Here is a 21,879-nt window from a genome sequence, read left to right as displayed (position 1 = left end):
GCCAAGCGATGACCGGAACCGCGCGAAAAGAGGGGTGTATGTCATTCCAACGCAACACGACACGCGATGCGCATGACGCGCTGGAATGACACAAAGCTCTGCCGCGAGGCCCGGCCCTGTAGTCGAATCGGCTTCCGATCCGGGGTTGGCTTTAATGCAAGCCTTCGATATTTCCCGCTACTTTCACTTCTGCGCCCATGAAGAGCGCGCCGTTCAAAAACAAAATGCCTGTATCAGCAGACTGACACAGGCATTTCGGTGTGAACGCTGGCCGCTTACTTGCGCAGGCCCAGCTTCTCGATCAGCGAGCGATAACGGTCAGCGTCTTTGCCCTTGAGGTAATCGAGCAGCTTACGACGGCGGCTCACCATGCGCAGCAGGCCGCGGCGGCTGTGGTGATCCTTCGTGTGAGCCTTGAAGTGAACGGTCAGTTCATTGATACGGGTGGTCAGCAGTGCAACTTGCACTTCTGGCGATCCGGTGTCATTAGCGGCGCGCGCATATTCTGCGACGACGTCGGACTTCTTTGCATGAGCAACTGCTGCTACGGTCGACATTTGATTTTCCTTTGAAACGGACAGGCGGTCACGGAAGAAGGGCCGTGCCGTGGGTTTTCTACATTACTTGGACAAACTCTGATTCACTTGCCGGACAAGGTTCTATACGGGCGGGTTTTACAATCTTGGGCTTTACGATCTTTCCAACCCGCTCCCAATACGGCAAGTCGCGAATTATAGCACAGCGGTTTGTGCCGTCGACCCGGTTCGGGACGACGGGTGAAATGATGCAATAGGCCTGCGCCCAAGCTCGCTGTTTTTACGACGCCGGGCGCTTCATCTGGCACGTAGTCGGCATCGCTGTCTGGGCTGCCGGTATCTTGAGCAGGGTCCGAAAGCCAAAGCCGGAACCTTCGTTGTCAAAACGCACACCGCTGACGCCGGACGAGCCCGCCTTATCCATTTCGATCACGTAAAGGGGCTGGATCAGTTGATGATCGGCGGCGCGCATTTCTGTCGCCTGGAAACCCTTGTCCAGCTTCATCCCTTCCAGCGCGCGAGCGACCGCGGTCGGGTCGGCGCTGTGCGCTTTCTCCATGGCCTGCGCGAGCATCTCGATCATGAGCGGCATGCGCAGGAAGAGGTAATCGTCGGCGGGCGCAGGGAAACGGGTGCGGAACGCTTCGTAATAAGCATCCGACGCCGCGCCGCCTGCGTTCGGATGCCAGTCGGCCACCGCCACGACGTGTTTTACGCCGGCGTCGCCCAGAGCGGCGGGCGCCCCCAGGCTGTTGCCGTAGAACGTATAGAAATGCGTGTCGAGCCCTTGCTCGCGGGCGGCTTTGACGAGCAGCGTCAGGTCGTTGCCCCAGTTGCCGGTGATCACCGCGTCGGCTCCGCTTGCGCGAATCTTGGCAATGTACGGCGCGAAGTCCTTCACGCGGCCGGCGGGGATGAATTCATCGGCGACGACCGCGATGTCCGGACGGCGCTCCTTGAGCGCACGCTGGGCTTCATGACTGACGTCGTGGCCGAAGCTGTAGTCCTGGTTGAACAAATAGACTTTCTTTACCGATTGATCTTGCCGGATGACATCGGCGAGCGCATTCATACGCATGCCGGCGTGGGCATCGAAGCGAAAATGCCAGAAACTGCAATCCGCGTTGGTGAGCGCGGGGTCGTCGGCGGAATAATTGAGGAACACCACCCGGTGTTCCGGATCGCGGGCATTTTGTTTATTGATCGCGTCGATAAGCGCCGCGGCAACCGCCGAGCTGTTGCCTTGCATGACAAAGCCGATATTCTGGTCAATGGCCGCACGCAACTGGACGAGGCTGGCTTCGCTGCTGCCCTTGCCGTCGAGGACCACGAGTTGCAACGTGTGTTTGCCATCGGGCAAGGTAACGCCGCCGTTCGCGTTTAAGCGCTCGACACCGAAGCGCAAATTACGCTCGACGGCCGCGCCCGCGTTCGCGAACGGACCGGACATGCCTTCGATCATCGCAATGCGAATGGGGGGCAAGCCGGGAGCGGCATCCGCCGCCCACGCGGGAGCCACCAACATGCTGCCAACGCAAGACGCCACAATTAACTGACCGAACAGACCGCTCAGGCGCTTGCCTGCATGCGATGCGCGGCTGAGCAGCCGGGACCACCGTGCCGGCAGACACCGCTTACCGGCGTTGTGTGAAACCACGCGCGACAAGCCAAGGCCGAGACCCATACAGTCCATTACAGTCCATCCGTGAATAAATGACAGCAAGGCGAATCGCGGATCATAGGGCGTTCGGCACGCTGCGTGCAACCGCCTGAGAAAATGCGAACGGAAATGGAATAGCCACCCGAGCCTGCGCGTTTCATCTACAACCGCATGCACGCCCTGCTCCGAACGAAAGGCGAACCGGCGACCGCGATCAAAACCACCCGCCTACCCCGCATGTCAAAATAGGCAATGCAGCGCAGATCAGCAGAAAAACCACGACCAGTCGTGGCTACGGCGTGGATACGAATACGAAGGAGGCTTCGATGTTGAGCAAGGCAATACGAAAACCCGCGGCAGCAATGGCACTCGCCCTTCTGCTCACAGCGTGCGCACAGCCGTGGCAGAACTATCAGGCGGGCGCGGACTCGTCCACGATCACGGCGAAGCTGGGGCCGCCGAGAGAGGTCTATGACCTGCCGGACGGTGGCCGCCGCCTGATGTGGCCGACTCAACCGCTGGGCGAGGTGACCACGGCGGCGGATATCGATGCATCGGGAAAAATCGTAAGCGTGCGTCAGGTCCTCGATGAAAACGAGTTCTACAAAGCGCAGATCGGTACCTGGACGCGCAAGGACGTGCTGATCAATTTCGGCCGTCCGGTGGAGACGTCTTACTTCCCGTTGATGAAACGCGAAGTCTGGACGTACCGGTATATGGAGGCGAACGTCTGGTACATGATGTACAGCTTTTACTTCGACGATCAGGGCACGCTGCGCCTGACGCAAAAAACGCCCGACCCGCTCCACGATCCCGATCAAAGGAATTTCTTCTGATATCACTTGCAAGCATCGAAGAAATTTTTTGTCGAAGAAAAAAAATGCCGCCCGAAAAAGCGGCATTTTTTTGACCTTGACTGCCGGAATCTTTTCATCGAAAGTAATTTGTAAGGTTTCGTCGCGACGAAGCTATGATGCCGGAAGCCCATTTCCAGCGGTGATCTCACTGTTGCAATGGTGTCCTGTTGTTACGCTTTGGAGCTGATAGCCATGAGTCGACCCAAACGCATGCTGGTTGAAAACGTCGGCTGGGCGGCTGAAATTGCCGCCAGCGACCCGGATTTCTTCGAAACCCTGGCCCAGGGCCAAAGTCCGACCGTCCTATGGATTGGTTGCTCGGACAGCCGGGTACCTGCGGAAACCATCACCCATTCCAAACCGGGCGATCTGTTCGTCCATCGCAACATCGCCAACCTGTTTTCAGACACCGACGACAACATGATGAGCGTCCTCGAGTATGCGGTGAGGGTGCTGAAAGTGGACGACGTGATCGTGTGCGGACACTACGGGTGCGGCGGCGTGCGCGCTTCATTGCTGCCGTTGTCCGACGCCCTGCACCACGTCAACCGCCGCATTGCCCCGCTGTGTGCGCTGGCGCGCGAGCACAGCGGCGAACTCGACGTCATCGGCACGATGGATTCACGCATCGACCGACTGGCGGAACTGAGTGTGCTCGAACAAGTGAGTGCGCTGCGCGACACCCCCATCGTGCGCGACGCCGAGCGTCCACCGCGCGTTCATGGCTGGATCTTCGGTTTGCGCGATGGCCGCATCAAGGTGCTTTCATCTGGAGACCCCGCCGGTGCAGAAACCGGGGGAGCGCCCGCGGGCTCTTCAAATGCAGCGGCGAAAGCGGCAGAACCTGCACCTGGGGCAGCCCAGCGCGTGATCGAAGCCATCAGCCGCTAGTCGCACTAGCCGCTCAATCCCACGTTTAAAACCTTCACCATGCGATACCTTCCCGGCATCGCATGGCCCAACTCGCGCCCAAAAAAACTCATGACACTACGTGAAACGTTTGCAACCTTTCCGCGCGATCTGTTCGCGGGCACTGTCGTCTTTCTTGTCGCGATGCCGTTATGTCTCGGCATTGCCAACGCATCCGGCGTCGAACCGTTTGCCGGCTTGTTGTCGGGCATCATTGGCGGGCTGGTCGTCGCGCTGCTGAGCGGCTCGCACCTGAGCGTGAGCGGGCCGGCGGCGGGACTGGTCGTCATTGTCGTGGATGGCATTGCCAAGCTCGGCAGTTTTTCGACCTTCCTGATGGCCGTGATGCTCGCGGGCGTGATCCAGTTCGGTTTCGGCGTGCTGAAGGCCGGACGCTTCGCGGCATACGTGCCGTCGTCGGTCATCAAAGGCATGCTCGCGGCCATTGGCTTGTTGCTGATCTTCAAGCAGGTGCCGCTTGCTGCCGGTTTTGCCAACGGCGGCGCTCAGGTTGCGGCGCAATTGCCGGGCACGATTACGACGCCGTTCGGCGCGATGTCGCTTGCCGCGTGCGCGGTAGCCGTCGTGTCGATCGCGATTCTGGCCGGCTGGGAAACGAAAGCGATGCGCCGCTTCGCGCTCGTACGCGCCGTGCCCGCGCCGCTCGCCGTTGTCATGCTCGGCATCGTGATCACGCTGGCGCTCGATTACGCCGCGCCGGGTTTTGCGCCTCCGGCGGAGCATCGTGTTTCGCTGCCGTCGTTGGCTTCGTTCGCCGCGTTGAACGCTGCGTTGGATTGGCCGAATTTCGAGCAACTCGTCAATCCAGATGTCTGGCGCCTCGCGATGACGCTTGCCATCGTCGCAAGTTTGGAAACGTTGCTGAGCCTTGAGGCTGTCGAGCGGATCGATCCGAAGAAGCGCACCGCGCATCCGGACCGCGAACTCAAGGCGCAAGGTATCGGCAACATGATGGCGGGCGCGATCGGCGCGTTGCCGATTACCTCGGTCATTGTGCGTAGCTCCGCCAATGTCCACGCGGGCGCGCAGAGCCGCTGGTCGGCTGTCGTGCACGGCTTACTGCTCCTCGCGAGCGTGTTTGCGCTGACAGCGGTGATCAACCTGATTCCCCTGGCCTGTCTCGCCGCGATCCTGATTTTCACAGGGCTTAAGCTGGCAAAACCTTCGTTGTTCGCGGCCGTTGCAAAGCAGGGATTCGAACGCTTTGCGCCGTTCATCGTGACAATTGTGGGCGTGCTCGCGACCGATCTGCTGATCGGCATCCTGCTGGGTATTGCGTGCAGTATCGGAATGGCGATTCGCGCGAATCTGCAGCGGCCTATCACCATCGCGCAGCATGACGATCACTTCCTGCTGTCGTTTCGCAAGGACGTGTCGTTTCTCGGCAAGGTGTCGCTCAAGCACCACCTGCGGCAAATTCCGGACAACGCGACCGTCATCGTGGATGCGAGCCGCGCCGATTTCGTCGATCCCGACGTGCGTGAACTCATCGATCAATTCGTCGCCGATGCCCCCGAGCGCAGCATCCATGTGGAATGCCGCCAGCTTGAACGCACGGCGCGCGAACGGCCGGGTTTGCAACAACGCATGGCGTTTTTTAAACGAGCGTCCGTCTAATGAAGCTGCAATGAAAAACGGCCCTCGTTTTTGGCGAGAGCCGTTTTTTAACCGATGAAGCGCCGGATACGCGCTTTACTCAATCGAATTGATTCATCGAATCAATTTAGGAAAGCTGCGGATTCAGCTTCTCAACCTTCGAATGCAACTTGTTGAGCGCCGCGAGATACGCCTTCGCCGACGCCGCCACAATGTCCGGGTCCGTGCCCACGCCGTTCACGATCCGGCCGCTCTTCGACAAACGCACGGTCACTTCGCCTTGAGCCTGCGTGCCCGTGGTAATCGCATTCACCGAATACAACACCAGTTCCGCACCGCTTGAAACCTTCGATTCGATGGCGACGAGCGTGGCGTCGACCGGACCGTTCCCGCGCGCCTCGCCCTGCACTTCAATGCCATCGACAGCAAACACCACACGTGCATGCGGCTGCTCGCCCGTTTCCGAGTGCTGAGCCAGCGACACGAAGCGGAACGTTTCCTTCGCCTGCATTTCCGCTGATTCTTCGGAGACGATCGCCATGATGTCTTCATCGAAAATCTCGGATTTACGATCGGCGAGTTCCTTGAAGCGCACAAACGCGGCGTTCACATCCGTTTCCGATTCCAGCGTCACGCCGAGATCTTCCAGGCGCTGCTTGAACGCATTGCGGCCAGACAACTTGCCGAGCACGATCTTGTTGGTCGACCAGCCCACGTCTTCGGCACGCATGATTTCGTAGGTATCGCGCGCTTTGAGCACACCATCCTGGTGAATCCCGGAAGCATGCGCAAACGCGTTCGCGCCGACCACAGCCTTGTTCGGCTGCACGACAAAACCGGTGATCTGCGAGACAAGCTTCGAGGTCGGCACGATATGCGTTGTATCGATACCAAGTTCCAGCCCGTAATAATCCTTGCGCGTTTTCATCGCCATCACCACTTCTTCCAGCGCCGTGTTGCCCGCGCGCTCGCCCAGACCGTTGATGGTGCATTCGATCTGACGCGCGCCGCCGATGTGCACGCCGGCCAGCGAATTCGCGACCGCCATGCCGAGGTCATCGTGACAATGCACGGACCAAACCGCCTTGTCCGAATTCGGCACGCGTTCGCGGATGGTCTTGATCAAGTTGCCGTAGCCTTCCGGCACGGCGTAGCCGACCGTATCGGGAATATTGATGATGGTCGCGCCTTCATCGATCACTGCTTCCAGCACCCGGCACAGGAAATCGAGATCCGAACGGCTGCCGTCTTCCGGCGAGAACTCCACATCGTCGGTGAACTTGCGGGCGAAACGCGTGGCGAGACGCGCCTGCTCGTAGACCTGATCCGCGCTCATGCGCAGCTTCTTTTCCATATGCAGCGCCGACGTGGCAATGAACGTGTGGATGCGGAAGTGATCGGCGGGCTTCAGGGCGTCGGCGGCGCGCTGGATGTCTTTATCGTTGGCGCGGGCGAGCGAACAGATCGTGCTGTCCTTGATCAAGCCGGCAATGGTGTGAATCGCGTCGAAATCGCCGTTCGAACTGGCAGCGAAGCCAGCTTCGATCACATCGACCTTCATCCGTTCGAGCGCCTTCGCGATCCGGATCTTCTCTTCCTTGGTCATCGACGCGCCGGGGGATTGCTCGCCATCGCGCAAGGTCGTGTCGAAAATGATCAGTTTGTCTGCCATGTCGGGCTCCAGTGGGGAGTTTTAGAGTTTTGAAAACGAAGGGGAAAAACAATACGGAATCCGGGTGTTCGCGCCACCGCTGGCGTCGAAAACCACGAACGAGCAGACGGGAGGCGGGAAGTTTAGCGCGGCAGGCGCGCTAGTAGCGGTAGCGCGCGTAGCGGCGCACCAGCTAGGAAAGACGAGAGGGGATGGGCGAAAAAAATCATTTACAGACTATAGCGAGATTTTTGAGAGCGTGCAATTGGGCTTTCCGATCGGGGCAATCAAGGTTGGCTGCAGGGGTTACCCGCATGCTTTCAGGCCACGAGGCGCGCAAAAGCAAACAGCGCGCACCGGGTTCTAGCCGATGCGCGCTGTGCTTTCAATGCGCTTTTTCAGACGATCTGGCCGGATTTGGCCGGCCGCGCATGGCCATGTACCCCCACCATGCGTAACCGGAAAAACCGTACAGCACGAACAAGCCGAACAACATCAAAGGCGGATCCGACGATACCAGCACAAACGCCACCACCACCAGCAACACGCCGGCGAACGGGACGCGGAACCGCACATCGAGCGCCTTGCCGCTGTAAAACGGCGCGTTTGACACCATCGTGACACCGGCATAGATGGTCAGCGCAAACGCCACCCACGGCAGCCAGACCAGCTTGAGCGGCACGCGGTTATCGGTGGCGAGCCACACGAAACCCGCAATCAACGCCGCCGCCGCCGGGCTCGGCAGACCCTGGAAATAGCGTTTATCGACTACGCCCACGTTCGTATTGAAGCGCGCGAGGCGCAATGCAGCACCCGAGCAATAGACGAACGCCGCAAGCCAGCCCCAGCGTCCCAGGTCCTTCAGGATCCATTCGTACATCACCAGCGCGGGCGCCACGCCGAACGAGACCATGTCGGAGAGGCTGTCGAACTGCTCGCCGAACGCGCTCTGCGTATGCGTCATGCGCGCGACCCGGCCATCCATGCCGTCCAGCACCATGGCTACGAAGATCGCGATGGCCGCGATCTCGAAGCGTACGTTCATGGCTTGAACGACGGCAAAAAAGCCGCAGAACAACGCGGCCGTGGTGAACGCGTTGGGCAGCAGGTAAATGCCGCGTTTCCTCAAAAACTGTTGCCGCTTCGCACGCCGCGTTTCCAGCACGCCGATGTCCTGCGCCGATTTATTGCGGCGAAACGCCCGCGGGGGTGTTGCCGTGCTTCGCGTTCGGCGCGGTTTGAGTGCCGCCATCGAGTCCTCCGTTATGCAGCCTGGTTTTACCGCTTTACTTGCTTTGATTCTCTGGCTGATTACTCTGCGAACTCGGCAAGGATGGTAGACGAAGCCGACACCTTCTCGCCAATCGCCACCCGCGGACGGCTGCCCACCGGCAAATACACATCGACCCGCGATCCGAAGCGGATAAAGCCATAACGCTGGCCACGGTTAAGCGGCTCGCCTACATGGACGTAGCACAAAATGCGCCGTGCGATCAGTCCGGCGATCTGCACCGAGGTCACCGTATGCCCCGCCGCAGTCTGGATCACGATGGCATTGCGTTCGTTCTCGGTCGAAGCTTTGTCGACGGCGGCATTGAGATACGAACCCGGAAAGTACTCCACCTTGCTGATGGCGCCATCGACCGGCGAGCGCTGCGAGTGGACATTGAACACGTTCATGAACACGCTGATCTTCAGCGCTTCGCGGCCCGCGTACGGGTCGTGCGCGGTCTCCACAGCGACGATACGGCCGTCGGCGGGACACAACACGGCGTTCGCCTGAACCGGAATTGGCCGGGCGGGGTCACGGAAAAACTGGACGACGAAGATCGTCAATAGCCAGAACGGCCAGGCAAAACCAAAGCCGCCGATGGCCTGGATCAACACGGCAATGACAGCCGCAATGGCAATAAACGGCCAGCCTTCACGCGCGATGATCGGATGTGGATAGTTCATGAACGAGTTCTATGTTTTTAGTAAAACCGTAGGATAGCAAAAGCCGTCCGGCGCCAAGCGACACCGGACGGCTTGCGGTCTTCACTAGGACCGGCCCATGAGGCCGGTCGTTCAGCTTTTTTAGTTCCTGGCTGCTAGTTCTAAAGCTGCTTAGTTCTTCGACTGATCAACCAGCTTGTTTGCCGCGATCCACGGCATCATGGCGCGCAGCTTGGCGCCCACCGTTTCGATCTGGTGCTCAGCCGTCAGGCGGCGGCGCGATTGCAGCGTCGGCGCACCGGCCTTGTTCTCGATGATGAAGCTCTTTGCGTACTCGCCGGTCTGGATGTCCGTCAGCACTTGCTTCATTGCCTTCTTCGTTTCCGACGTCACGATCTTCGGACCTGTCACATATTCGCCGTATTCGGCGTTGTTCGAGATCGAGTAGTTCATGTTGGCGATGCCGCCTTCATAGATCAGGTCAACGATCAGCTTCAGTTCGTGCAGGCATTCAAAGTACGCCATTTCCGGCGCGTAACCCGCTTCCACCAATGTTTCGAAGCCGGCCTTGATCAGGTCGACCGTACCGCCGCACAGCACAGCTTGCTCGCCGAACAAGTCGGTTTCCGTTTCTTCGCGGAAGTTCGTTTCGATAATGCCGGCACGGCCGCCGCCGTTAGCTGCTGCGTACGACAATGCGACGTCGCGAGCTGCGCCCGACTTGTCCTGCGCCACAGCGATCAGGTGGGGAACGCCGCCGCCCTGGGAGTACGTGCTGCGAACCGTGTGGCCCGGCGCCTTCGGGGCGATCATGATCACGTCGAGGTCAGCACGCGGGATAACCTGGCCGTAATGCACGTTGAAGCCGTGCGCGAATGCCAGTGCAGCGCCTTCCTTGGCATTGTCATGCACTTCGTTCTTGTAGACTTCAGCGATCTGCTCGTCCGGCAGCAGCATCATGACCACGTCCGCGCCCTTAACGGCTTCAGCCACTTCCTTGACCTTCAGGCCGGCCTTCTCAGCCTTGCTCCACGATGCGCCGTTCTTGCGCAGACCGACCGTCACGTTCACGCCGCTTTCCTTCAGGTTCAGCGCGTGTGCATGGCCTTGCGAGCCATAACCGATGATCGTGACTTGCTTGCCCTTGATGAGGGAGAGGTCAGCGTCTTTGTCGTAGAAAACTTTCATGGTGGTTCCTTTGCTTGAATTTAATTTGTGAAATTGGGTGCTAAAAAACGTACGCGTTGTTCAGGCGCTCTCAGACCTTCAGGATTCGCTCGCCCCGGCCGATGCCGGAACTGCCTGTGCGCACGGTCTCGAGAATCGCCGTTGCGTCCAGCCCCTGAATAAATGCGTCGAGCTTGTCGCTCGCGCCCGTCAGTTCCATCGTGTAGCTTTTTTCGGTGACGTCGATAATGCGGCCGCGGAAGATATCCGCCATCCGTTTCATCTCTTCCCGTTCCTTTCCGACCGCTCTCACCTTGATCAGCATCAGCTCGCGCTCGATGTGGGCGCCCTCTGTCAGGTCGACCACTTTCACCACCTCGATCAGGCGGTTCAGGTGCTTTGTGATCTGTTCGATCACGTCATCCGAGCCAATGGAAACGATGGTCAGCCGCGACAGCGAACTGTCTTCGGTCGGTGCCACCGTCAAGGTTTCAATGTTGTAGCCACGCGCCGAAAAGAGCCCGACGACACGCGATAACGCGCCCGGTTCGTTTTCCAGCAGCACGGAAATTATGTGTCTCATGATTGACGTTCCTGATTTATCCAGTGAATAAGCGTGTTCCCGCAAAACCCGCGCGCCACGATCGTCTTTTGTGAAGACGGGCGCACGCGAGCCGCGCTTGGGAAAACAGCGTTATAGATCTTCCGATCCGAGCAGCATTTCCGTGATGCCCTTGCCTGCCTGGACCATCGGAAATACGTTTTCGGTGGGATCTGTCTGGAAGTCGAGGAACACCGTGCGATCCTTCAGGCGCAGTGCTTCTTTCAGCGCCGGCTCGACGTCGCGCGTGTGCTCAATGCGCATGCCCACGTGGCCATAAGCCTCAGCCAGCTTCACGAAGTCAGGAAGCGCGTCCATGTACGAACTGGAATAACGCTTCTTGTATTCGATCTGCTGCCATTGGCGAACCATGCCGAGATAGCGGTTATTCAGCGAGATGATCTTGACCGGCGTGTTGTACTGCTTGCACGTCGACAATTCCTGGATACACATCTGGATCGAGCCTTCGCCCGTAATGCACAACACCTCGTCGTTCGGATGCGCCATTTTCACGCCCATCGCCGCCGGCAGGCCGAAGCCCATGGTGCCGAGACCACCCGAATTGATCCATCGACGCGGCTTGTTGAAGCGGTAGAACTGCGCCGCCCACATTTGATGCTGGCCAACGTCCGAACAGACGAATGCTTCGCCGTCGGTCAGCTCCCACGCCTTTTCGACCACGTACTGCGGCTTGATGATCTCGCTTGCGCGGTCGAACTTGAGGCAGTCCTTCGAACGCCATGCCTCGATGTCCTTCCACCAGTCGGCCAGCGCCGCCGTGTCGGGACCGTGTTCGGCTGTCTGCAATTGTTCAATCAGTTCCTTCAGCACTTCCTTCACGTCGCCGACGATAGGAATATCGACTTTCACGCGCTTGGAAATGGACGACGGATCGATGTCGATGTGAATGATCTTCTTCGCATGCGACGCGAAATGCTCCGGATCGCCGATCACGCGGTCGTCGAAACGCGCGCCGATGGCAATCAGCACGTCGCAATGCTGCATGGCCATGTTGGCTTCGTACGTGCCGTGCATGCCGAGCATGCCGAGGAACTTCTTGTTGTCCGCGCGATAACCGCCCAGGCCCATCAACGTATTCGTCACCGGATAACCGAGCAGGTCGGCGAACTGGTTCAGTTCACGCGCTGCATTCGCCAGGATGATGCCGCCGCCCGTATAAATGTATGGACGCTTCGCCGAGAGCAACAACTGCACGGCCTTGCGGATCTGGCCCGAGTGGCCTTTGGTCACCGGATTGTACGAACGCAGCGAGACAGATTTGATCGGTTCGTACTTGCACGGCGTCTTCGACACGTCCTTCGGAATGTCGATCAGCACCGGGCCGGGACGTCCCGTACGGGCGATATAAAACGCTTTCTTGACGGTCGCGGCGAGCTCGCGCACGTCTTTGACGAGGAAATTGTGTTTGACGCAGGGACGCGTGATGCCGACCGTGTCGCACTCCTGGAACGCATCCTGGCCGATTGCCGCCGTCGGAACCTGGCCGCTGATGATGACGAGCGGGATCGAATCCATGTAGGCGGTGGCTATACCGGTCACCGCATTGGTGACGCCGGGGCCGGATGTCACGAGGCAGACACCAACATTACCCGTGGAGCGCGCGTAGGCGTCGGCGGCATGAACCGCGGCCTGTTCGTGGCGCACGAGGATATGCTGGATCTCGTCCTGCTTGTACAACTCGTCGTAGATATAGAGTACCGAGCCGCCGGGATAGCCCCAAATGAACTCGACTTTCTCGTCGGCGAGCGCGCGCATGAGCACGGTGCCACCGATGGATTCAGCTTCGAGGGGGGGAGTCGTATCCGACGTGGAGAATTCCGCGCTGGGCATATTCATACATTCACCTTTCGAATTTTCGGCAAAAAATTGATTGGGTGCTCTCTGCCGGGCTTATGGCTCGGGTTCAAGCGGCGCGTCTAAATGGGAAGCGGGCTTCTTGGGCTCGCCTCAAAGAGACAGTTCACTTTTGATGCGAGTCGGAAACAATAGCCCGAGCCAACAAAGCTCGTCAAGGAAAAACTTCGCGATACCACCTGAAACGCGCCGGAATCGGACCTTAAAGGCTCGGATATATCCGAAATAATGAAGAAAGCGCTGTGTTTCAGCCTGTAACAGCGGCGCATTTCCTCGCTGTTCACTCAAAAGTTTGCTAGCATCCGCAGGCTTTAACCTCTCACCAACCTTTATCGACGCACGCTCGTTGCGCCGGGCCTCACGGATGGCATCAGACAAGGAACTCGCCGATTTTCTGGCGGGCGTCGAAAGACGCGCGTTTAAGCAGACGGTGTACACCGTACGCGACGACGATGCGGCGCTCGACATCGTTCAGGATGCGATGATCAAGCTCGCCGAAAAATATGGCGACCGGCCTCCGCCCGAATTGCCCCTTTTGTTTCAGCGTATCCTGCAGAATGCAACGCACGACTATTTCCGGCGACAAAAGGTCCGCAATACGTGGGTAAGCCTGTTCTCCTCGTTCGGCAACGCCGACGACGATGAATTCGACCCCCTGGAAACCTTCGAATCGCAGGATGGGACGGTCGGTGCGGAAAGCAGCGAGAGCCGGCTCGAGCGTGAACAGGTGCTCAACCTGATCGACGCGGAGATCCAAAAACTACCAGCACGTCAACGGGAAGCGTTTCTCATGCGTTACTGGGAGGATATGGATGTCGCCGAAACCGCCGCTGCAATGGGCTGCTCTGAAGGCAGCGTAAAAACACATTGCTCGCGGGCCACGCACGCGCTGGCACACGCGCTGAAGGCGAAAGGAATCACGCTATGAGCAACGCTCTCGATCACAAGGAAACCGAGTTCGCGCTGAAGGTACGCCGCGCGCTCGATGAAAACATCAATTCGCTGCCCGCCGCTTCGCTCGACAAGCTGGCGGCGGCTCGCCGGACGGCGATCGCGCGCAAGAAACCGGAAAAAGTCGCTGTCGCGGCGCCGGTTTTCGCGCCTGCGCTCGCCGGAGCGGGCATGGCCGGTCCGGGTTCGCTCGGCCCGGCCGGCTACGGCCATGCGGGTAAACGTGGCCGCTTCTCGCGTCTCGCGTTGGCTTGGCCGCTGCTCGCCCTTGTGATCGGATTGGCTGGCATCGCTTATTTCGAGGACCAGCAGCGCACCGCGGAACTCGCTGATATCGACGCCGCCATGCTCAGCGACAATCTTCCGCTCGACGCCTATCTCGACCACGGTTTCAACGCGTACCTGACGCGCAATCATTAAGACTGCAGGAGTCATCGGGTGAGTTACAAGCGCGGCCTCGCGATTGTCTTTGGGTGCGCAATTGCGGGACTTGTCGCGTTTGCTGCCACCTATCCGCGTTTCTACTCGTCCGCTTCGGCGGTGCCCGTTGCTGCCGCCCCGGTCGGGGCGAGCGCGGGCGAAGTCCTGTCGCCGCTTTCTTCGCTTTCTTCTCCCACAAGTCCTATGGCATGGGCCCGACTCACCGACGCGCAACGGATCGCGCTCGCGCCGTTCGCCTCCCAGTGGGATCAGTTCAGCGAGGAGCGCAAGCGCAATTGGATCAAGATAGCGTCGCGATACAAGAAGATGTCGCCCGATGCGCAAAAACATCTGCATGAACGAATGACCGAATGGGTCAGGATGACGCCGGACCAGCGCAAGGTGGCGCGCGAAAATTATCAGGTCTCGAAGTCCGTACCCGCTGAAAAACGGGAGCGCGCTTGGGATGCTTATCAAAAGCTCCCGGAAGATCAGAAGAAAAAACTCGCCGCGACTGAGAGACCACGCCGCCCGACCGTGGTCAGCGCGCCACCGTCCGGTAAAACCGAAGTCAAGGATATCGACCGGCTGATGACTGCCCGGGAGCATTCACGTGCTTCGGAGGCTGTTGCTGAAATGGGGGCATCAGGTTCACACGCCGCGCCCGCCGCACCCGCTGTTCCCGGCGCCGCCAGTTTTGTGCCGGCCACGCCAATTCCGGTTTCGCCGCAGCAGGCGCCGTCCGTATTCAACGGGTCTTAGGCAAAAGTGAGCGCATCCTCTCTGCAATCTGTCGAGTCTCCCGATTCGACCGCCCCCAGGCTGCGACGCCGCCTGGCTGCGATGCTCTATGAGGGCGTAATCCTGTTCGGGATCGTTTTTATCGCCGGATATCTGTTCAGCACGCTCACCCAGCAACGCAACGGACTCACCCATCACAATTTGCTGATGGCATGGATCGGGTTTGTGCTCGCGGTTTATTTCGTCTACTTCTGGACGCATGGCGGGCAGACACTCCCCATGAAAACCTGGCGACTGAAGGTAGTTGATGCGCGCGGAGCGCCGGTTTCGACCGCACGCGCCATCGCGCGTTATGTGTTTGCGTGGTTATGGTTCTTGCCGCCGCTGGCATTGCACCCGATGCTCAAGCTTTCCGTTCCGACCACGCTTGTAGTGACCACCGTGTGGATCGGGCTCTGGGCAGCAGCGGTATGGCTCGATCCGGCACGACAGTTTTTGCATGACCGGCTGGCCGGAACGCGGATCGTGGGCGTGGCCCCGCCGACGGTTTAATCCAGCATTCGCAACGTCGAACCGCCGTGGATCACGGCAAGACGAAATAGCTCAGGCATCCGACGCCTCAGTTAAGCGCTGAGATCCAGCCTTCTCTTCACCTTGCTTTTCCCGGTATCAGCTCAGCCAGTCTGGATCTTCCTTCAGTGCCATATGCAGGTTGTCGTTGAAGTGATGGATCCGATAACCCAATCCCGCAAACATCGCCTGCAATGACCGTCGCGTATAAAGCGTAATATGGCCATTGCGAGGCGCGATGTACCAGTTGTCCATCCCCCGCGGCGACACGTGATCGATCGTTAACGTGGAAAACAGCAATACACCACGCCCGTTTAGCAGTCCGAGCGCTTCCCGGACCGTCGCCAGCGGTTCGGGCGTGTGCTCCAGAACCTCGAACGCGCTGATGAAATCGAATGAGCCTGACGGTGGCACCCCTTCTTCATCCATCGGATCCCAACTGTGCCCGTCCACTCCGCCCTCCCCCAATAACGATGTCAACGTGCCATTGCCGCCACCATAGTCGAGACACCTTAACCCCTGGCCTTTCTTGATGAAATCGAGAATGAAAGCGGCATTACCCGTTGGCCGCGAATCAATGTAGTCAGGGTCGACCAGCACGTAATCATCGTTATAAATGTGCTGCAGGTAGTCAGCCTTGCTCCAATGATCGAATGCGGTCGTGAAGATGAGGCCGCAGGCATCGCATCGGTTGTAATAAACCGGCACGCCGGTGAGCGGCAGATAGCGTCCGCGCCGCTCTTCGCAACTCTTGTTGAAGTCGGTGACGCCGTAGAGAGGCGCCGGTTCGTTGCATACTTTGCACGTCGACATTCGAACGACCGGTCCCACTGTTGCACTATGTATTTGCATAGGATTCCAACGTAAATCCGAAAGTATAGGCTATGCCAACACGATGAAGTCTCTCAGCTCCGCATGTTCTTGGGGCGATGTATTGCATTCGGTCATCGGCGATTCATGCATGTCTTATTGTTCCAAACGTCATGTCAGTTTTCGCGCGACCGTAGCTTCTCAGCAACGATAGTCAGCCAAGGCAATTTCTGGCTGAACGAACCCGATCACGAAACGAAATCGCGTACAAACATCGGGGGGTCATACGACGCAGGCGCCCGCAAAGTCAACCGGACCGGCTCGACATCGGTCCCGCAAAGCACGTCGTAGCCCCACAATTCGCGGCGTTTTTCCTCCTTCACCCCCTACTCGCCGCTGCTATCGCTATCTTTAGTAATGGGAAGTTTTCGTGACTGTCATGGCTTCGTCACGCGGGCATGGCGCAATGGCCGCACTGCAACCCGTTGCGCGTGCCCATGGCCACTAAATCGTCTGCGAGTCACCTCCTAGGCATTACCCTCCGCGATGCCGAAGCCATCGCGTTCCGCACCGACGTCGTGCCACCCCCTCCCCCAGACGCCACGGGCGCCAGCCTCGCTCCCCAGGCCACTTCCAAGGCTGCCTTGCGGCCCGACGACGAACCAGCCGACCATCGCTACCGCACGATCTGGCTGTCCGATATCCATCTCGGCTCCGGTGGCTGCCAGGCGGACTATCTACTCGATTTTCTCCGCCATAACGATTCCGAGTACCTGTACCTGGTGGGCGACATCATCGACGGATGGCAACTGCGCAAAGGCTGGTTCTGGCCGCAAGCACACAACGACGTGATCCAGAAAGTGCTGCGCAAAGCCCGCAAGGGCACGCAGGTCGTCTACATTCCGGGCAATCACGACGAAGCCGCGCGACAGTTCTGCGACCTCGCTTTCGGCGACATCCATGTACGCAGCGAGGCCTTCCACACCACGCTTGCAGGCAAACGCCTGTGGATCGTGCATGGCGATCTCTTCGATGGTGTGATCCAGCACGCCAAGTGGCTCGCTTATCTCGGCGACACGCTCTACACGCTGATCCTGCTGCTCAACCGCTGGTTCAACCGGGTGCGCAGCCGCTTCGGCCTGAACTACTGGTCGCTATCGCAGTACCTCAAGCATCAGGTCAAGAACGCGGTGAACTTCATCTCGAAGTTCGAGCACGTGATGACCGACGAAGCGCGCCGCCGCGGCTGCGATGGCGTTGTCTGCGGCCACATTCATAAAGCTGAAATCCGCGATATCGACGGTGTCCTGTACTGCAATGACGGCGACTGGGTGGAAAGCCTGTCGGCGCTTGTCGAGACGTTCGAAGGCGAGTTGAAGATCATCTACTGGACCATCCTGCGCTCTCCTGAACACCATTCGCAAAAGGCCGGGGCAACTGCCTGAGCGCTTTCACCTATCGAGGCCATCGAATGAAAATCATGATCGTTACCGACGCATGGGAACCGCAAGTCAACGGCGTCGTGCGCACCTTGAAAAGCACCAGCCGCGAACTGACTGCGCTGGGACATCGCGTGGAATTGCTGACGCCGCTCGAATTCAGGACCATCGCATGCCCGACTTATCCCGAGATACGCCTGTCGCTGCTGCCGCGCCGTCGCGTCGCGCAACGCATAGAAGAATTTGCGCCGGATGCGCTGCATATCGCGACGGAAGGTCCGCTCGGCATGGCGGCGCGGTCATTCGCCCTGCGCAATAAATTGCCGTTCACGACCGCATATCACACGCGCTTTCCTGAATACGTGCAGGCACGGTTTCACATCCCGCTCGCGGCAACCTACACGTTTTTGCACTGGTTCCACAAGCCTTCGCAAGCGGTGATGGCACCCACGCCCGTTGTAAAAAATGACCTCGAGAAGTTCGGTTTCACGAACGTGGTCTTGTGGACACGCGGTGTAGATCTGGATATCTTTCAACCGATGGATTCGAAGGTCCTCAACACGACGCGGCCTATTTTTCTGTATGTCGGGCGCGTTGCGGTCGAGAAGAACGTCGAGGCTTTCCTGAAGCTCGATCTGCCGGGATCGAAGTGGGTCGCGGGCGAGGGACCGGCGCTTGCCGAACTGAAATCGCGCTATCCGAACGCGAACTATCTTGGCGTTCTCTCGCAGGCAGAACTGGCGAAGGTCTACGCGGCCGCTGATGTATTCGTGTTCCCAAGCCGCACCGATACTTTCGGCCTCGTGCTGCTCGAAGCAATGGCATGCGGCACGCCGGTCGCGGCGTACCCGGTGACGGGCCCGATCGATGTGCTCGGCACCGATGGCCCGGGCGCGCTTGACGAAGACCTGCGCGAAGCGTGTTTGCGGGCACTGAAGATTGAACGAGCCGATGCCCGTGCGTGGGCGGAGAAGTTCTCGTGGCGGGCGGCATCGGAGCAATTCGCGTCTAATCTGAAACCGCTTGCGACTCGCGGCGCGACGCAAAGCCAGGCAACGGCGTAATCTGGCTTTCGCGCGGGCAACTGCATGATTGAATCCGCGATGCTCTCAGCGCAACGTGGCGGGTGTTAAAAGGCGCTGTGCGGTTCGAGACCCTCCTGCCAAGGAAGGCAACAATGCGATGTGGCCGCCCGCAGCTGCAACAAGCCGCCGGCAGACTCGCCTTTGGTGAATTCTGCACAGCGCTCGCTCGTGAAGTCATCCCGCCCCACAGAGCGCCTTCGAGCGTGCGTCAGACCAACCACAGCAAGTTTCAAAGAAGCGCAACGTGAAAGCCAAACCTTCCGTGCAAGCGAAATCCCTGCTCTTGATACACCGGGAACCCTTCAGCAATGACGACGAAGACGGCGACATCGAGGGCTCGCCGCATCCGGGCGAACCCCTGAGCGCCGACGATCCGCTCGCTCCGTTGCCGTTCAATCCCTACAAGGGCAACCGCGGACTGACCCGCGCCTGGCACGCGATGAAAAACTCGCTTAACGGCTTTCGCGTCGCGATCCGCGAAGAAAGTGCGTTTCGCCAGGAGCTGACGCTCGCCGCTATCCTGGTGCCGTGCGGCATCTTCGTTCCGGTCTCGCCGGTTGAACGTGCGGCGTTGCTGGCGTCCGTGCTGTTGGTGCTGATGGTGGAATTACTGAATTCGAGCGTGGAAGCGGCGATAGACCGGATTTCGCTGGAGCGGCACGAACTGTCCAAACGGGCGAAGGATTTCGGCAGCGCGGCGGTCATGGTCGCCCTGCTGGTATGCGTGCTCACCTGGGGCCTGATAGTCGGCCCATTACTCTGGCGATGGGCTCTGATGCTGTTTTAAACGCCTTTTAACACCATGCGGCACGCATCTGGCCCCCTGCGCAGACTCCGCACCCACTCAGCCGTTTATAATCGTCCGATATCCAAGATACCCACCGATTCCGGGTTCGTGACGCTGTCACCCAAGCTGTCACGCTGGCCGCACCCGGCCGCCCCCACCCGGAACCGGTCAACCAGGTCCGGACGACATGGAAGCAAAACCTCCCCGCCGCACCCGTGAACGGATTCTCGAACTATCGCTGAAGCTGTTCAACGATATCGGGGAACCGAACGTCACGACGACCACCATCGCCGAAGAGATGGAAATCAGTCCAGGTAACCTGTACTACCATTTCCGCAACAAAGACGACATCATCAACAGCATCTTCGCGCAGTTCGAACAGCAGATCGAAAAGCGGCTGCGCTTTCCGGAAGACCATCGTCCAACGATTGACGAGATGTGGTCGTACCTGCAGTACATGGCGGATTTCCTGTGGCAGTACCGGTTTTTGTATCGCGACCTGAACGATCTGCTCGCCCGCAACCGCACGCTGGAAACGCATTTCAAACAGATCATCACTCACAAGGTCAACTTCGCGCAGCAGTTGTGCGAGGCACTGGTCACCGATCACGAAATGGTTGCAACACCCGCTGAAATCAAGGTGATCGCGACCAACATGGGGGTGATCGCGACATACTGGCTGTCGTACCAGTTCGTCATGAATCCGCGCAAATACAACGAGCAGGACACGATCCGCGCGGAATTGCATCAAGCGAGCCTGCAAATTATCTCGGTGATGGCGCCCTATCTCCGCGGGCGATCACGGCAGATTTTCGACGACCTCGTGTCGGGGAAAATGCCGGAACGCGTCTTTGCCGATTACCGCGCGCCGAAGGAAGACGGCGCCCCTAAGGAACCTATTTAATGAAAGCAGTCTGCGTATATTGCGGCTCCGCCAATGGAGCCAGGCCGGTCTATGCCGAAGCGGCAAAAGCGTTCGGCCGCGCGTTGGTCGAAGCGGATCTCGCGCTGGTCTACGGCGGCGGGAGCGTGGGTTTGATGGGCACCATCGCCGACGAAGTCCTCGCGCTGGGTGGCCGCGCCATCGGTGTGATCCCCGAATTGCTGATGAACAAGGAAGTCGGCCATAAAGGTTTGACGGAGCTGTACGTCGTGCCCGACATGCATCAGCGCAAGAAGAAAATGGCTGATCTCGCCGATGCGTTTGTATCGATGCCCGGCGGTGTCGGTACGTTCGAAGAGCTGTTCGAGGTCTACACGTGGGCGCAGCTCAGGTATCACGAAAAGCCGGTCGCGCTGCTGAACGTGAACGGGTATTACGATCCACTGCTCGCCATGCTGCGCCATACGGTGGAAGAAGGATTCATGCGCGCGCCGTTCCTCGACATGCTGCAAGTCAACGCCGATCCCGTGAAGCTTATCGGAGCGCTCAAGGCCTACACACCGCCACTGGTGGACCGCTGGCCCGAGAAACGCGACGCGGTTTGATATCCCAAGCGAGGAGTTGACCATGTCGAAGGTAGTGTTGATCACGGGCGGCAGCCGCGGAATCGGCCGTGCCGCCGCGTTGCTGTGCGCGGCGCGCGGCTGGTCGATAGGCGTGAATTACGCGACCAACCGCAGCGCCGCCGATGAAACCGTTGCCCGTGTGGAAGCCGCCGGTGGCCGCGCGATCGCGATCCAGGGCGACGTCTGCGAAGAGGCCGACGTGATAGCCCTATTCGATGCAACAGTGCGCGCGTTCGGTCCTATCGATGGCTTCGTGAACAACGCGGGCATTGTCGCGCCCGGTTCCGCGCTCGCCGATATGGACCTCGCGCGCATGAAACGCGTCTTCGATACCAACGTGCTCGGCGCGTATCTCTGCGCGCGTGAAGCGGCGCGGCGCATGTCGACCAAACGTGGCGGACGCGGCGGGTCGATCGTCAATGTGTCGTCAGCGGCAGCGCGGCTTGGGTCGCCGAACGAGTATGTGGATTACGCGGGATCGAAAGGCGCCGTCGATACCTTGACGATCGGCCTCGCGAAAGAGCTCGGTCCGCAAGGCGTGCGCGTGAATGCCGTCCGGCCCGGTTTGATCGATACCGAGATTCACGCAAGCGGCGGCAAGCCCGATCGCGCAGCGCAGTTGGGCGCGCTCGCGCCGCTGGGGCGGCCCGGTACGGCGGATGAAGTGGCGGAATCGATTGTGTGGCTGTTATCGGATGCGTCGGCGTATGTGACCGGCGCATTGCTCGACGTGGCCGGCGGGCGTTGAAGCGCTAAAAC

22 protein-coding genes and 1 pseudogene are annotated in these 21,879 nt (G+C 59.4%); 13 read left to right on the top strand and 10 right to left on the bottom strand.

Annotation, left to right across the window (positions count from 1 at the left end):
• Positions 1–275 precede the first annotated feature (275 nt).
• Both rpsO and BSU04_RS35710 read right to left on the bottom strand, forming a co-directional pair.
• Complete coding sequence (gene rpsO, locus BSU04_RS35715) at positions 276–557, bottom strand: 30S ribosomal protein S15 (protein ID WP_031360663.1); 282 nt, start codon at positions 555–557, stop codon at positions 276–278.
• Positions 558–816: 259 nt separating this feature from the next.
• Entirely contained in the window at positions 817–2,061 is a 1,245-nt protein-coding gene (locus BSU04_RS35710) for a branched-chain amino acid ABC transporter substrate-binding protein (RefSeq protein WP_089164991.1), read from the bottom strand.
• A 461-nt stretch (positions 2,062–2,522) separates the two neighbouring features.
• Here BSU04_RS35710 and BSU04_RS35705 point away from each other — a divergent pair, with 461 nt between their 5' ends.
• The 3 genes from BSU04_RS35705 (at position 2,523) to BSU04_RS35695 (ending at position 5,600) form a co-directional block, all read left to right on the top strand.
• Positions 2,523–3,032, top strand: a complete 510-nt coding sequence (locus BSU04_RS35705; RefSeq protein ID WP_089164950.1) for a hypothetical protein — start codon at positions 2,523–2,525, stop codon at positions 3,030–3,032.
• Between the two features lie 213 nt (positions 3,033–3,245).
• Entirely contained in the window at positions 3,246–3,944 is a 699-nt protein-coding gene (locus tag BSU04_RS35700) for a carbonic anhydrase (RefSeq protein WP_089164949.1), read from the top strand.
• Positions 3,945–4,034: 90 nt separating this feature from the next.
• A complete protein-coding gene (locus BSU04_RS35695; RefSeq protein ID WP_089164948.1) occupies positions 4,035–5,600 on the top strand; it encodes a SulP family inorganic anion transporter in 1,566 nt (521 codons plus the stop codon).
• 106 nt (positions 5,601–5,706) lie between these two features.
• Here the strand turns inward: BSU04_RS35695 and BSU04_RS35690 are convergent, their stop codons facing one another.
• The 7 genes from BSU04_RS35690 to BSU04_RS45950 form a co-directional block, all read right to left on the bottom strand.
• A complete protein-coding gene (locus tag BSU04_RS35690; RefSeq protein ID WP_089164947.1) occupies positions 5,707–7,251 on the bottom strand; it encodes a 2-isopropylmalate synthase in 1,545 nt (514 codons plus the stop codon).
• 364 nt (positions 7,252–7,615) lie between these two features.
• Positions 7,616–8,482 (bottom strand): CDP-diacylglycerol--serine O-phosphatidyltransferase, encoded by an 867-nt coding sequence (pssA, locus tag BSU04_RS35680; protein ID WP_089164945.1) that lies wholly within the window; start codon positions 8,480–8,482, stop codon positions 7,616–7,618.
• 59 nt (positions 8,483–8,541) lie between these two features.
• The gene (locus BSU04_RS35675; protein WP_062084542.1) at positions 8,542–9,186 is read right to left on the bottom strand and encodes a phosphatidylserine decarboxylase; all 645 of its coding nucleotides are present in this window, start codon (positions 9,184–9,186) and stop codon (positions 8,542–8,544) included.
• Positions 9,187–9,336: 150 nt separating this feature from the next.
• The gene (gene ilvC / locus BSU04_RS35670; protein ID WP_031360656.1) at positions 9,337–10,353 is read right to left on the bottom strand and encodes a ketol-acid reductoisomerase; all 1,017 of its coding nucleotides are present in this window, start codon (positions 10,351–10,353) and stop codon (positions 9,337–9,339) included.
• A gap of 70 nt (positions 10,354–10,423) precedes the next feature.
• Entirely contained in the window at positions 10,424–10,915 is a 492-nt protein-coding gene (ilvN, locus tag BSU04_RS35665) for an acetolactate synthase small subunit (protein ID WP_047844600.1), read from the bottom strand.
• Between the two features lie 111 nt (positions 10,916–11,026).
• A complete protein-coding gene (locus BSU04_RS35660) occupies positions 11,027–12,790 on the bottom strand; it encodes an acetolactate synthase 3 catalytic subunit (protein WP_089164944.1) in 1,764 nt (587 codons plus the stop codon).
• 111 nt (positions 12,791–12,901) lie between these two features.
• A complete protein-coding gene (locus BSU04_RS45950; protein ID WP_144021457.1) occupies positions 12,902–13,186 on the bottom strand; it encodes a hypothetical protein in 285 nt (94 codons plus the stop codon).
• On the opposite strand from BSU04_RS45950, the gene BSU04_RS35655 reads away from it, so the two are divergent.
• From BSU04_RS35655 to BSU04_RS35640, 4 genes are read left to right on the top strand one after another with little or no spacing between them, the layout of a single operon-like run.
• Positions 13,173–13,736 (top strand): RNA polymerase sigma factor, encoded by a 564-nt coding sequence (locus BSU04_RS35655; protein WP_047844602.1) that lies wholly within the window; start codon positions 13,173–13,175, stop codon positions 13,734–13,736. The two genes, BSU04_RS45950 and BSU04_RS35655, sit on opposite strands and share 14 nt — an antisense overlap.
• Complete coding sequence (locus tag BSU04_RS35650; RefSeq protein WP_089164943.1) at positions 13,733–14,179, top strand: DUF3619 family protein; 447 nt, start codon at positions 13,733–13,735, stop codon at positions 14,177–14,179. The genes BSU04_RS35655 and BSU04_RS35650 overlap by 4 nt, the downstream gene beginning before the upstream one ends.
• Before the next feature lie 18 nt (positions 14,180–14,197).
• Positions 14,198–14,941 carry a DUF3106 domain-containing protein gene (locus BSU04_RS35645; RefSeq protein WP_089164942.1) on the top strand — a complete coding sequence of 248 codons (744 nt, stop codon included), beginning with the start codon at positions 14,198–14,200 and terminating at the stop codon, positions 14,939–14,941.
• A gap of 6 nt (positions 14,942–14,947) precedes the next feature.
• Positions 14,948–15,472, top strand: coding sequence for an RDD family protein (locus BSU04_RS35640; protein WP_256983710.1), 525 nt, complete (start codon positions 14,948–14,950; stop codon positions 15,470–15,472).
• 117 nt (positions 15,473–15,589) lie between these two features.
• Here BSU04_RS35640 and BSU04_RS35635 read toward each other — a convergent pair whose 3' ends face one another.
• Positions 15,590–16,303, bottom strand: a complete 714-nt coding sequence (locus BSU04_RS35635; protein ID WP_218827398.1) for a class I SAM-dependent methyltransferase — start codon at positions 16,301–16,303, stop codon at positions 15,590–15,592.
• A 596-nt stretch (positions 16,304–16,899) separates the two neighbouring features.
• Between BSU04_RS35635 and BSU04_RS35625 the strand changes: the two are divergent.
• The 6 genes and pseudogenes from BSU04_RS35625 to BSU04_RS35600 form a co-directional block, all read left to right on the top strand.
• A pseudogene (locus BSU04_RS35625) lies at positions 16,900–17,745 on the top strand (UDP-2,3-diacylglucosamine diphosphatase); the annotation flags it as partial.
• Positions 17,746–17,771: 26 nt separating this feature from the next.
• Positions 17,772–18,803 (top strand): glycosyltransferase family 4 protein, encoded by a 1,032-nt coding sequence (locus tag BSU04_RS35620; RefSeq protein ID WP_089164938.1) that lies wholly within the window; start codon positions 17,772–17,774, stop codon positions 18,801–18,803.
• Between the two features lie 307 nt (positions 18,804–19,110).
• The gene (locus tag BSU04_RS35615) at positions 19,111–19,611 is read left to right on the top strand and encodes a diacylglycerol kinase (protein WP_373452906.1); all 501 of its coding nucleotides are present in this window, start codon (positions 19,111–19,113) and stop codon (positions 19,609–19,611) included.
• Between the two features lie 187 nt (positions 19,612–19,798).
• Positions 19,799–20,515: a TetR/AcrR family transcriptional regulator gene (locus BSU04_RS35610; protein WP_089164936.1), complete on the top strand. Its 717-nt coding sequence runs from the start codon at positions 19,799–19,801 to the stop codon at positions 20,513–20,515.
• Complete coding sequence (locus tag BSU04_RS35605; RefSeq protein ID WP_089164935.1) at positions 20,515–21,099, top strand: TIGR00730 family Rossman fold protein; 585 nt, start codon at positions 20,515–20,517, stop codon at positions 21,097–21,099. The genes BSU04_RS35610 and BSU04_RS35605 overlap by 1 nt, the downstream gene beginning before the upstream one ends.
• Positions 21,100–21,121: 22 nt before the next feature.
• Entirely contained in the window at positions 21,122–21,868 is a 747-nt protein-coding gene (locus BSU04_RS35600) for an SDR family oxidoreductase (RefSeq protein ID WP_089164934.1), read from the top strand.
• Positions 21,869–21,879: the final 11 nt, after the last annotated feature.

The sequence above is a fragment of the Caballeronia sordidicola genome, from assembly GCF_002220365.1.
GTDB classification, from domain to species: Bacteria; Pseudomonadota; Gammaproteobacteria; order Burkholderiales; family Burkholderiaceae; genus Caballeronia; species Caballeronia sordidicola_C.
This window is presented reverse-complemented; position numbering and strand designations above follow the sequence as displayed.

Bases quoted from the DNA above. Each gene is read 5' to 3' on its own strand.
- BSU04_RS35610 (WP_089164936.1), top strand. From the start codon at position 19,799: ATGGAAGCAAAACCTCCCCGCCGCACCCGTGAACGGATTCTCGAACTA.
- BSU04_RS35620 (WP_089164938.1), top strand. From the start codon at position 17,772: ATGAAAATCATGATCGTTACCGACGCATGGGAACCGCAAGTCAACGGC.
- BSU04_RS35600 (WP_089164934.1), top strand. From the start codon at position 21,122: ATGTCGAAGGTAGTGTTGATCACGGGCGGCAGCCGCGGAATCGGCCGT.
- BSU04_RS35690 (WP_089164947.1), bottom strand. From the start codon at position 7,251: ATGGCAGACAAACTGATCATTTTCGACACGACCTTGCGCGATGGCGAG.
- ilvN (WP_047844600.1), bottom strand. From the start codon at position 10,915: ATGAGACACATAATTTCCGTGCTGCTGGAAAACGAACCGGGCGCGTTA.
- rpsO (WP_031360663.1), bottom strand. From the start codon at position 557: ATGTCGACCGTAGCAGCAGTTGCTCATGCAAAGAAGTCCGACGTCGTC.
- BSU04_RS35675 (WP_062084542.1), bottom strand. From the start codon at position 9,186: ATGAACTATCCACATCCGATCATCGCGCGTGAAGGCTGGCCGTTTATT.
- BSU04_RS35700 (WP_089164949.1), top strand. From the start codon at position 3,246: ATGAGTCGACCCAAACGCATGCTGGTTGAAAACGTCGGCTGGGCGGCT.
- BSU04_RS35705 (WP_089164950.1), top strand. From the start codon at position 2,523: ATGTTGAGCAAGGCAATACGAAAACCCGCGGCAGCAATGGCACTCGCC.
- BSU04_RS35605 (WP_089164935.1), top strand. From the start codon at position 20,515: ATGAAAGCAGTCTGCGTATATTGCGGCTCCGCCAATGGAGCCAGGCCG.
- BSU04_RS35655 (WP_047844602.1), top strand. From the start codon at position 13,173: ATGGCATCAGACAAGGAACTCGCCGATTTTCTGGCGGGCGTCGAAAGA.
- BSU04_RS35660 (WP_089164944.1), bottom strand. From the start codon at position 12,790: ATGAATATGCCCAGCGCGGAATTCTCCACGTCGGATACGACTCCCCCC.
- pssA (WP_089164945.1), bottom strand. From the start codon at position 8,482: ATGGCGGCACTCAAACCGCGCCGAACGCGAAGCACGGCAACACCCCCG.
- BSU04_RS35635 (WP_218827398.1), bottom strand. From the start codon at position 16,303: ATGTCGACGTGCAAAGTATGCAACGAACCGGCGCCTCTCTACGGCGTC.
- ilvC (WP_031360656.1), bottom strand. From the start codon at position 10,353: ATGAAAGTTTTCTACGACAAAGACGCTGACCTCTCCCTCATCAAGGGC.
- BSU04_RS35710 (WP_089164991.1), bottom strand. From the start codon at position 2,061: ATGTTGGTGGCTCCCGCGTGGGCGGCGGATGCCGCTCCCGGCTTGCCC.
- BSU04_RS35695 (WP_089164948.1), top strand. From the start codon at position 4,035: ATGACACTACGTGAAACGTTTGCAACCTTTCCGCGCGATCTGTTCGCG.
- BSU04_RS35650 (WP_089164943.1), top strand. From the start codon at position 13,733: ATGAGCAACGCTCTCGATCACAAGGAAACCGAGTTCGCGCTGAAGGTA.